General features: G+C 68.3%; 10 protein-coding genes and 1 tRNA gene. 3 read left to right on the forward strand and 8 right to left on the reverse strand.

Translation table 11 applies throughout. The annotated features are described in order from the left end of the window. Positions 1 to 51 precede the first annotated feature (51 nt). The 4 genes from U1839_RS18470 to U1839_RS18485 all read right to left on the reverse strand — a co-directional run bounded on the left by U1839_RS18470 (position 52) and on the right by U1839_RS18485 (position 1,996). On the reverse strand, positions 52 to 474 hold the full coding sequence (locus U1839_RS18470) for a hypothetical protein (RefSeq protein ID WP_332805048.1): 423 nt from the start codon (positions 472 to 474) through the stop codon (positions 52 to 54). 99 nt (positions 475 to 573) lie between these two features. Then, positions 574 to 650, reverse strand: a tRNA-His gene (locus U1839_RS18475). Between the two features lie 130 nt (positions 651 to 780). Further along, complete coding sequence (locus U1839_RS18480) at positions 781 to 1,617, reverse strand: PhzF family phenazine biosynthesis protein (protein ID WP_332805049.1); 837 nt, start codon at positions 1,615 to 1,617, stop codon at positions 781 to 783. A gap of 34 nt (positions 1,618 to 1,651) precedes the next feature. After that, positions 1,652 to 1,996 carry a UrcA family protein gene (locus tag U1839_RS18485; protein WP_332805050.1) on the reverse strand — a complete coding sequence of 115 codons (345 nt, stop codon included), beginning with the start codon at positions 1,994 to 1,996 and terminating at the stop codon, positions 1,652 to 1,654. A 100-nt stretch (positions 1,997 to 2,096) separates the two neighbouring features. On the opposite strand from U1839_RS18485, the gene U1839_RS18490 reads away from it, so the two are divergent. Continuing rightward, positions 2,097 to 3,491 (forward strand): aminotransferase-like domain-containing protein, encoded by a 1,395-nt coding sequence (locus U1839_RS18490; RefSeq protein WP_332805051.1) that lies wholly within the window; start codon positions 2,097 to 2,099, stop codon positions 3,489 to 3,491. A gap of 142 nt (positions 3,492 to 3,633) precedes the next feature. Here the strand turns inward: U1839_RS18490 and U1839_RS18495 are convergent, their stop codons facing one another. Next, a complete protein-coding gene (locus U1839_RS18495; protein WP_332805052.1) occupies positions 3,634 to 3,888 on the reverse strand; it encodes a hypothetical protein in 255 nt (84 codons plus the stop codon). A gap of 122 nt (positions 3,889 to 4,010) precedes the next feature. Between U1839_RS18495 and U1839_RS18500 the strand changes: the two genes are divergently transcribed. Continuing rightward, positions 4,011 to 4,976 carry an oxidoreductase gene (locus U1839_RS18500; RefSeq protein ID WP_332805053.1) on the forward strand — a complete coding sequence of 322 codons (966 nt, stop codon included), beginning with the start codon at positions 4,011 to 4,013 and terminating at the stop codon, positions 4,974 to 4,976. Positions 4,977 to 5,261: 285 nt separating this feature from the next. On the opposite strand, the gene U1839_RS18505 is transcribed toward U1839_RS18500, so the two are convergent. Beyond that, positions 5,262 to 6,509, reverse strand: coding sequence for an MFS transporter (locus tag U1839_RS18505; protein WP_332805054.1), 1,248 nt, complete (start codon positions 6,507 to 6,509; stop codon positions 5,262 to 5,264). A 267-nt stretch (positions 6,510 to 6,776) separates the two neighbouring features. Between U1839_RS18505 and U1839_RS18510 the strand changes: the two genes are divergently transcribed. After that, positions 6,777 to 7,562 carry a sulfite exporter TauE/SafE family protein gene (locus tag U1839_RS18510; protein WP_332805055.1) on the forward strand — a complete coding sequence of 262 codons (786 nt, stop codon included), beginning with the start codon at positions 6,777 to 6,779 and terminating at the stop codon, positions 7,560 to 7,562. A gap of 218 nt (positions 7,563 to 7,780) precedes the next feature. Here U1839_RS18510 and U1839_RS18515 read toward each other — a convergent pair whose 3' ends face one another. Both U1839_RS18515 and U1839_RS18520 read right to left on the reverse strand, forming a co-directional pair. Further along, complete coding sequence (locus tag U1839_RS18515; RefSeq protein ID WP_332805056.1) at positions 7,781 to 9,148, reverse strand: aminotransferase-like domain-containing protein; 1,368 nt, start codon at positions 9,146 to 9,148, stop codon at positions 7,781 to 7,783. Then, positions 9,141 to 9,581 carry a DUF983 domain-containing protein gene (locus tag U1839_RS18520; protein WP_332805060.1) on the reverse strand — a complete coding sequence of 147 codons (441 nt, stop codon included), beginning with the start codon at positions 9,579 to 9,581 and terminating at the stop codon, positions 9,141 to 9,143. Before U1839_RS18520 ends, U1839_RS18515 begins: the two co-directional genes overlap by 8 nt. Positions 9,582 to 10,022: the final 441 nt, after the last annotated feature.

Here is a 10,022-nt window from a genome sequence, read left to right on the forward strand (position 1 = left end):
CGACGGCGACAAGCCGGCGCGGCCGCGGGGACCGCACGGTCGCCTTCGCCATCACGGTGCCGGCGGCTCCCTGAATGGACCGGCCGTGCAGGTCGCGGTCGCATGGCGGGCCACGACGATCGGCCCCATGACCATGCGCTGGTCGTCGGTCAGCCGCGCTGTGCCGCGATCGAGCAGCATGTGCCGTTGCTGTCCCGGCGCGTCTATATCGGCGAGCTTGACCGGCGACGCTGCGGCATCGGCGATCGCATAGCTCTGCCCGCTGCTGCACGTCGCATAGCAATAGCGCCGCGCGACAAGGTCGATGCTCAGCGCGATCGTGTAGACCGCCCGCTGTGGCGGCTGCGCGCCGAACTTGACGGTTTCGATGCCGCTACAAACCTGTCCGAAGCGCGTGGCCGTGTCGGGTGCGGTCATTCCCAGCAAGGCCGGGCTGGCCGCCAATACCACGAGGACGCTCAATCGCGCGCGCATCCGCTTGCCTCTTGTTCTCGACGCGTCGATCGCATCACTGCAACCCAATGCGGGCAAGTGACAAATGCGTCATCCGGCAAAACGTAGAAAGTCAGTTCGTGGGGTGGTCGGACGGATTCGAACCGACATATCCCGCTTCACAGGCGGACAACATTGACCGTTATGCTTACGACCACCATGAAACACCCCGCCGCAAAAGCTGCCGGGCTGAAGTTCAGATGGTTTGATGTCGCAACGTCATAACGGAATCCGTTTAGCCGCGCGACGAGTTCCGGTCAATCGGGCGCGACTTCAGCGTGCCCTCGCTCACCCCATCACACCCCGGAACAGCGTCTGCGTCGCGCCGCCGATCCATACCGTGTTGCCATCCTGTTCGACATGGACGCGCCCGGTGCGGCCGAGCCGCGTGCCCTGCGCCGCGGCATAACCGCCCCGCGCCCGGCCCGAGGCGAACAGCCATTGCGCCACCGAGGCGTTGAGACTGCCGGTCACCGGATCCTCGATCAGCGTGCCATGCTGGTCGCTGAAAAAGGCGCGGATCTCGAACGCGGTGTCGCTGCCCGCCGGATGCGGCCCGACCACGCCGATCTCGACACGCTCCGCCCGGGCGAGCCGCGGCTGGAGCGCCAGCACGGCTTCGGCCGAGGACAGCATCACCGCGATCCAGCCCGGCCCATTGTCCGCCCAGACAGCATCGACCACCGCGTCACGCGCGATCCCCAGCACCTCAATGACGTGCTTCAGCTCGACCTCGTCGACCGGCCCCGAGCGGAGCAGGGGCGGCGCGGCAAAGGCCAGCCGTTCGTCGGCGCGGCGGATCGGGATCAGCCCCGCGCCGCATTGCTGGACGATTATGTCGTCGCCGCGCGCCACGCCGCCACCCGCCAGCCAGGCATGGCAACTTCCGAGAGTCGGATGGCCGGCAAAGGGCAGCTCGCGTTCGAGCGTGAAGATGCGCACGCGGTAATCGGCGCCGGGCTCGGTCGGCGGCAGCAGGAAGCTCGTCTCGGACAGGTTGAGCCAGCGCGTGATCGCCATCATCGCGTCGGCGTCGAGATCATCGCCGCCGCTGATCACCGCCAGCGGATTGCCCGAAAAGCGCCCCTGGCCAAAGACATCGACGAGCTGGAAATCGGGCATCATATATTCCTTGCGAGCAGGTTGCGGGTTTAGCCGATCACCACCGGCGATGGCGAGCGAAGGCGGCGGTCAACAACGGATCGTTGATCCGCCGCACCGTGTCGGCGACGCTATTGTGCCAGCACGGCGAGGTGCGCACCGCCCGCTTCATGTCGGCGAGGCTCGTCGCCGACGCACCGCACACCAGCATGGCGGCATCGCCGATGCGCTGGAGCAGGCGCGTCGCGGCTTGCGGCGATGCCGGGTTGCGGGTCACGCCGCGCAGCATCATCGATTCGGTGACCTCGCCGGGCCGGTCGGCCGCGCTGGCAGGGACTGCCGCGCCAAGCAGTAGCGCGCCCACCAGGGCCGCGCCGCACAGGGTCCGTGGAAAATGGGTCATCAGGCACCTCGCTGGCTACGTTTCACGCGGCGCCATGCTGCGAAGTGACTCGCCTCGACAGGGACGGTGCAGTACAATTGCGCGAAACTGTCATGACAAGGTGAGCAGTACGGTGGGCAATGCAGTGGCGGGGCTGACCCGTACCGAGGATGTCATGCGGCAGGTCCGCCAGCGGATCGACCGGCGCGTGCTGACGCCCGGCGCACGACTCCCCTCGGTGCGATCGATGGCGCAGACCTCGGGCTTTTCCAAGTCGACCGTGGTCGAGGCCTATGACAGGCTCGCCGCCGAGGGCGTGATCCGATCGCGCCCCGGCGCGGGCTTCTTCGTCGCCGCGCCGCTCGCACCGCTCACGCTGGCGGAGGCCGGCCCACCGCGCGATCCGCAGGTCGATCCCTTGTGGATGCTGCGGCAATCGCTCGCCGCATCGCCGGCGGCGCTCAAGCCCGGCTGTGGCTGGCTGCCCGACCACTGGATGCCCGACCAGGTGATCCGCAAGGCACTGCGGCAGATCGCGCGCGGCGCTGTCGACGGGCTTACCGACTATGGCCCGCCGCAAGGCCATGAGGCGCTGCGGCGCCTGCTCGCACGGCGGCTGATCGACCAGGGCGTGGAGGCCGGCCCGGACCAGATCCTGCTCACCGACTCCGCCACGCATGCGATCGACCTGGTGCTGCGTTTCCTGATCGAGCCGGGCGACACGGTGCTGGTCGACGACCCGTGCTATTTCAATTTCCACGCGCTGCTCCGCGCGCACCGCGCGAAGGTGGTCGGCGTGCCTTATGGCGCGACCGGGCCGGACCTGGCCGCCTTTGCCGATGCGCTCGCGACGCATCGCCCGCGGCTCTATCTGACCAATTCGGGCGTCCACAACCCGACCGGCGCGACGCTCTCGGCGCCGACCGCGCACCGCATCCTCAAGCTCGCCGAGCTGCATGACATGGTGGTGGTCGAGGACGACATCTATGCCGATTTCGAGCACGCGCCGGCGCCGCGCCTCGCGGCGTTCGACGGGCTCGACCGTGTGATCCGCGTCGGCAGCTTTTCCAAATCGCTGTCGGGCGCCGTGCGTTGCGGGCACATCGCCGCGCGGCGCGACTGGGTCGCCGCACTGACCGACCTGCGCATCGCGACCGGCATGTCGGGCAGCGCGCTGTCCGCCGAGCTGGTCCATGCCGTGCTGGTCGATGGCGACTATCGCCGGCATCTCGAGCGGCTGCGCGTCCGGCTCGGCGCGGCGCGCGCGCGCACCATCGCCCGGCTCGCGGCGATCGGCATCGTGCCGGTGATAAAGCCCGACGCCGGGCTGTTCCTGTGGTGCCGCCTGCCCGATGGCCCCGACGGGCTCGACCTCACAAGGCGCGGCGCGGCGGAAAATATCGTCTTCGCGCCCGGCAATCTCTTCAGCGCGGCGCAAAACGCCGCCAGCCATATGCGTTTCAACGTTGCGATGATGGAGGATGAGCGGATCTATCGCTGCCTCGCGGCGGGGTAAGATAGGCGCTCGCCGCTTGCCACATCCGGCATATGGCAGGGTCGGCGCACTTCACCGGGGAAGCCAACACGGCAGCGCCGTTCGCGCAACTGTCGTCCTCGCCTTCCCGCTGACCCGACCGGTCAGCGAGCCTCACGGGGATTCAGCGCTCCAGCTTGCTGCGGCTGATCACCCAGTTGACCATCGCCCAAGTGCCAAGCCCAAGCAGCGCGGCCACCGCCAGCACCACCGCGAGCGATATCCAGTCGGCGCCTCTCCGGCATGCCGTCCCGGCAGCGCAATCGCCCAGCGCGTCGATCAGCATCGTCATCGCAATCAGCGGCACGCCGACGATCACCGCCACCGCGCAGCCGCATTTGCCCCCGGTCGAGGGAGTCACCTTGTCGCCACGCGCCATGCCGCAAGCCTAGCGCCGCGCGCCGCGCGCGCAATCCATCGTGCGCGCGCCATCGCCTTTTGATGCAGCGCGCGCCATATTCGCGGCACGGCAAGAATTGGCGTTTAGGGGAGGAACACAACATGGCGGCACAGGATCAGCATCCGATCGGTTCGGGCTATGGCGGCAAGACGACCGCGCGCGAGATCGTCGGCGGCATGGACCTCACCGGGCGCAATTACATCGTCACAGGCGGCTATTCGGGTATCGGGCTCGAGACCGTCCGGGCGCTCGCCGGCGCCGGCGGGCACGTCACCGTCCCGGCGCGTTCGCGCGGCAAGGCGCAGGATGCGCTCGCGGGCGTCACCGGTCAGGTCGTCATCGCTGATATGGACCTGGCTGATATCGCCAGCGTCCGCCGCTTCGCCGCCGATTATGCCGCGGCGGGCAAGCCGCTCCACGGCCTGGTCAACAATGCCGGCGTCATGGCCTGCCCGCTGACCCGCGTCGGCAAGGACTGGGAATATCAGTTCGCGGTCTGTCATCTCGGCCATTTCGCGCTGACCGTCGGGCTGGAGGCCAGCCTCAAGGCGGCGGGCGGCGCGCGCGTCGTCGCGCTGTCGTCGATCGGCCATGCCCGCAGCGACGTGCATTGGGACGATCCGCACTTCCACCACCACGCCTATGAGAAATGGACCGCCTATGGTCAGGCCAAGACCGCCGACGCGCTGTTTGCGCGCGGCCTGGACGCGCGCTGGCAGGGTGATGGGGTGCGCGCTTTTTCGGTCCATCCCGGCGGCATCTTCACGCCGTTGCAGCGCCACCTCGCCGACGAGGAAATGGTCGCGCTCGGCTGGAAGGCGCCCGACGGCTCGATCCCGCCCGCCGTCGCCGCGATGTTCAAATCGCCCGAGGCCGGCGCCGCGACCAGCCTGTGGTGCCTGCTCAGCCCGCAACTCGACGGGCACGGCGGCGTCTATTGCGAGGATTGCGACATTGCCGAACTGGCCACCGACGCCAGCCCGCGCTGGGCGCATGTCCGCCCCTGGGCGTGCAGTGACGAGGGCGCGGCGCGGCTGTGGGACATGACGGTGGCGATGCTGGGGTGAGCGGGGGCGCCGTTGCCGCGCTGCTCCCCGGCCTGTGGAGCAAGAAGAAAGAGGATTTGCTCGCGCGGAGGCGCGGAGAATAGCCGTTCGCGGTGAGTAATCGCGCGACAGCGCGGCTTCGCTCTTCCTCGCCACGGCAGCGGCATCTGCCCCTCACGCGCGCCGTTAGCCGCGCGCGCAACATCTCCGCGCCTCCGCGCCTCCGCGCGAAAAAATCCTCTTCTGATCTTCGCGCCTTGGCGCGAACGACGCAATCTTCCTTCCGGAAGCGGCAACCGCCGCGCCTTACACCTCCGCCCACCGCACCGGCTCGATCCGCCGCACCACGAACAGCCAGCTCGCAATCCCGACCAGCGCAATCGCCGCCGCCACGACGAAGGTCAGCCGGAAACTCCCCGTCGCATCGATGATGAAGCCGGTGATCATCGGCCCGACGATCCCCGAGATCCCGCCCAGCGCATTCTGCACGCCGATCCACTTGCCCGCCGCGCGCGGGCCGGCAAGCGTCTGGCCGATCGCGAAGACGTTGCTGCTGCCCAGCCCGTTGCTGACCGAGAACAGCAGCAGCCCGGCGATTGCCAGCTTCGGTCCGCCCAGCGTGCAGGCCGTCATGCAGCAGAAACTGATCACGCCGCCGGTGACGATCATCGTCTTGCGCACCCGGTTGACGCTCGCGCCGCGCGCGATCCAGCGGTCGGCGATCGCCCCGCCGATCAGTCCGCACCCCGCCGACAGCGCATAGACCACGCCCCCCAGCACCGCCATTTGCGACAGCGAATAGCCTTGCGCCTTGACGAGGTAGAGCGGCAGCCAGGCGAGCAGCAGGAAATAGGGATAATTGGCCGCGAAATGCCCCAGCGACGCGCCCCATAATTCGCGCCGCGCGAAGATCTCGCCGAAGCACGGTTCGCGGCCCGTCATCGGCGTCGCCGCCTCGACCGCCGCCTGGCCGCGCGTCACCACTAGCCACGGCACCAGCCACAATAGCGATACCGCGCCGAACACGAAAAACAGTGCGCGCCAGCCGAGCTGCGCGATCAGCAGCCCGCCCGCCAGCGTGCCGACGCCGTTGCCGAGCATCAGCCCCGCCGCGACCAGCGCATTGGCATAGCCCAGCCGGTGCGCCGGCACATGCTGCGCGAGCAGTTTCGAGCTTGCCGGAAAGCCGGCGCACTCGCCCAGCCCGATGAACAGCCGCAGCACGAACAGCGTGACGAATCCGCCCGCGAAGCCGGTCAGGAAGGTCGCCGCCGACCACACCAGCAGCCCGATCGCCAGCGTGCGATAGGCATTGAGCCGCGCGATCACCCAGCCGGCGAGCAGCTGCCCGGGGACATAGACCCAGAAATAGGATGATTGCAGCACGCCGAACGCGCTGTTCGAAATCTGCAACTGGTCGCGGATCAACGGCCCGGCGGGGCCGAGATTGCCGCGGTCGAGCGAGTGGATGAAGATCGCCAGCGCCAGCAGCAACACCAGCCAGCGCGCGAACCTGTCCGCCCGTGCTCCCGCCGCGCTCGTCGTCATACTCATCGAAATGCCCCCGCATCCGCCGTTGCACGCCAGCGTGCCACATCGCCAGGCGCTTGTCGCCGTCGCGTGCGCCGCCCTTTCCATCCGGCGCGCGATCGCGTCCCTTGGGCGCAGCTGTTCACATCGCCTCGCTGGTTTCGCCGACAGTTGTGCCATGCTCGCAACGAGATTTTCTACCTCGCGCGGCCGGCGCGGTCGCGGGATGGAGCAGATCGGCGCACGTCCGGCGATTCGGCCGGGACGGGCGGCGGCAGGGAATGGTCCGTGATGAGCGACTTGGTCTTCAACCCGCTCTATTCGCTCGCCGGCATGGCCGTGGGCGTGCTCGTCGGCATGACCGGCGTCGGCGGCGGCTCGCTGATGACGCCGCTGCTCGTGCTGCTGTTCGGCTTCCACCCCGTCACCGCGGTCGGCACCGACCTGCTTTATGCCTCGGCGACCAAGAGCGTCGGCACCGTCGTCCACGGCATGGGCCGGACGGTCGACTGGAAGGTGGTGCGGCGCATGGCGCTGGGCAGCGTGCCCGCGACCCTGCTCACCTTGTGGGGCCTGCGCGTCTTCGGCAGCCATTATGACGGCACCGACCGGCTGATCACCGTCACGCTCGGCGTCGCGCTGATCGCGACCGCCGCGGCGATGTTCTTCCGCACGCACATCATCGCTTATTGGGGCCATGCGCTCGACCGCGTGCCCGATCGTTCGATCGCGTTGTTTACCGTCGTGCTCGGCGCGGTGCTCGGCGTGCTGGTCTCGCTGTCGTCGGTCGGCGCGGGCGCGCTCGGCATGACCGCGCTGTTGATTCTCTACCCCAAGCTGCCGACCAACCGCCTCGTCGGCTCCGACATCGCGCACGCCGTGCCGCTGACGCTGATCGCCGGCGCCGGACACTGGGCGATGGGCTCGGTCGACGTCTCCCTGCTGCTCTCGCTGCTCGCCGGCTCGATCCCCGGCATCATCCTCGGCAGCCTGATCTCGACCCGCGTCTCCGAGCGCGTGCTGCGCCCGATCCTCGCCGGCACGCTCGCCATCGTCGGCGGCAAGCTGATCTTCTAGCGCGTCCTGCGAAAATCTGACCTGGCGTCGCATCTCTCCCACTTCCCCGGCGAAGGCCGGGGCCCAGTTGGGATAGCGGATTTGGTAAGCGGCAACGCCCGTCGCAGCGTTCCCCAACTGGGCCCCGGCCTTCGCCGGGGAAGCCAGAAAGATAGCGGCCCCGCGCTATAAGGCGACCGGATGCCGGCCGGATCGAAACTCTGGCCAACTCCCCGCGCTCACACCATCGGCGCGGGGCGCTCGGCGGGTGAGGTGATGTGGCCGTTCAGCAGCCGCAGCGCGCGGCCCAGCCGCTCGCGGTCGATCGGGCCGCCCAGCGGGACCCTGACCGCATTCCCGCTGTCCCGCTCGTCTACCGCAAAGCTTTGCGACGGCACGATCGACAGCCCCGAGGGCGACATCCGGCTCGCCAAATGCGCCGCCGCGATATGCGCCGGCAGCGGCAACCACAGATGATAACCCTGCGGATGCGCAGAATAGGCCGCCGCACCCAGCGCTGCACGCGCGATCGCCTGTCGCGCCTCGGCCTCGGCGCGCATCGCGTTCAGCAGGCGCGGGAAGGTGCCATCCGACAGCCACGCGCCGACGATCGCGGCATTGAGCGGTGGCGCCATGATCGCGGTCTCATGCACGTCCGCCGCCAGGCGAAGCGCATGGCGCACGCCGGGCGCGCGGACGAAGGCGACGCGCAGCGCCGGCGACAGGATCTTCGACATGCTGGCGATATGCCAGGTCGTTTCGGGCGCAAGCGCGGCGAAGGTCGCCACCGGGTTCCGCGCCAAGGCGCCATAGGCGTCATCCTCGATGATGATGACGCCGTGGCGCGCCGCGACCTCGGCCAGTGCCTTTCGTTCGTCGCCCGACACGGTCAGCGTGGTCGGGTTGTCGTTGGTCGGCACGACATAGAGCGCGCGAACCCGGTGCTCGCTGCACGCTATCGTGAGATGCGCGGCATCGAACGCCGGCAGCGGCACCAGCCTGAGGCCAAGGCGCCGCGCCAGCGCCGTGAAGCCGGGATAGACATGACGGCCGCACGCGACGACATCGCCGGGGCTCAGCGTCGCGCTGACAATGGCGTGAAGCGCGTTCTGCCCGCCCGCCGTGACGATCACCTGCTCGTCGTCGGTGGGCATCCCCAGCCCGGTGAGCAGCGCGGCACCGGCGGTCCGGGCCTGCGGGGCGCCGCCCGACAGTTGATAATGCAGCGCGGGCGTCGCCGGCGCGCCGAGCAACGCGGTCGTTGCCGCGATCATCGCCTGCCCGAGCAATCCGCCGTCGATCTCGGGCGGCATGTTCATCGCCGTGTCGATCGCCGGCGCCTCGCTGGACGACGCGATCTCGCGGGCGAGCACGAAGCTGCCCGCGCGGCCACGCGCCGCGATGTGCCCGCGCGTCCGTGCCATGTCATAGGCCTTGGTCACCGTCGTCAGATCGACGCCCAGTTGCGCCGCGACATCGCGCTGCGCCGGCAGGCGATCGCCATGATGCAGCGTGCCGCCATCGATCGCGCCCGCGATCGCGTCGGCGATCGCGCGGTATTTCGGGCCAGTCGCCTGGCGAAGATCGGGAAGCCAGCGCTCAGTCATCGAATGCGGTCTTGCCCTTTTCCACTGTCCGGCCGTTCAACAGCCCCCACAGCTGCGCCGTGCCGGCCTCATGCGCCTTGTTCACATATTGCGACGCGACCAGCCACCCCTTGATCGGGTGGAGCGGCAGGACACAGCCGATCGCCATCAGCGGCGCCGAGGTCACGAGGTGAACCCACAAAGGCGGGTTGTATGCTACCTGAAGCCATACAATGAAGAAGGTCAGCGGAAAGGCGACGATGCACAGCGAGAAGAACGCCGGGCCATCATCGGGCGCGGCGAAACCATAGTCGAGCCCGCAAACCTCGCACTTGTCGGAAACCTTCAGCCAGGCCTTGAACATATGGCCCTTCCCGCAACGCGGGCAGAGTCCTTTCCAGCCCGCCTCCAAAATCCATCCTAGCTTCGTGCGATGTTGGGGCTCGCTGACCATCTCGACCTCGACTGGCAATTTGTTACCGTACATAAAGCCATACATAATGTGCGGGCGAGGTATTGCAATGTCGCGCTGGCTGGCGAGGTGTCGCGGTCGGCACCCGATGCTGCGCGCCGACCTCGGCAACGCTCATACGACGGCCGGCGCGGAGGTGCGCAAACGTTATGGTGCCTCGCGTCGCGCGCTGAAGCCAAGCGGCGTCTGATGAACCGGCCAGTTCGCTTCCGCCCCATAGCCGACATCGATCGCATCCATTAGTCTAACGCGATGGCGACCCGTCTCTTCACGTTCGTATGCGAGTTTCGGAGCACGACATACGTGTCTCAGAGCCCGAGCGGAAAGTGGTTGAGCGATATCAGTAGGTTGTGATTCACCGTCGTTGTCGAGACGATAGGAGAAGCAGATGGCCTGGACTGATACCGCCCGCCGGCAACATAG

The sequence above is a fragment of the Parasphingomonas halimpatiens genome, from assembly GCF_036663795.1.
Classification (GTDB): Bacteria; Pseudomonadota; Alphaproteobacteria; order Sphingomonadales; family Sphingomonadaceae; genus Sphingomonas.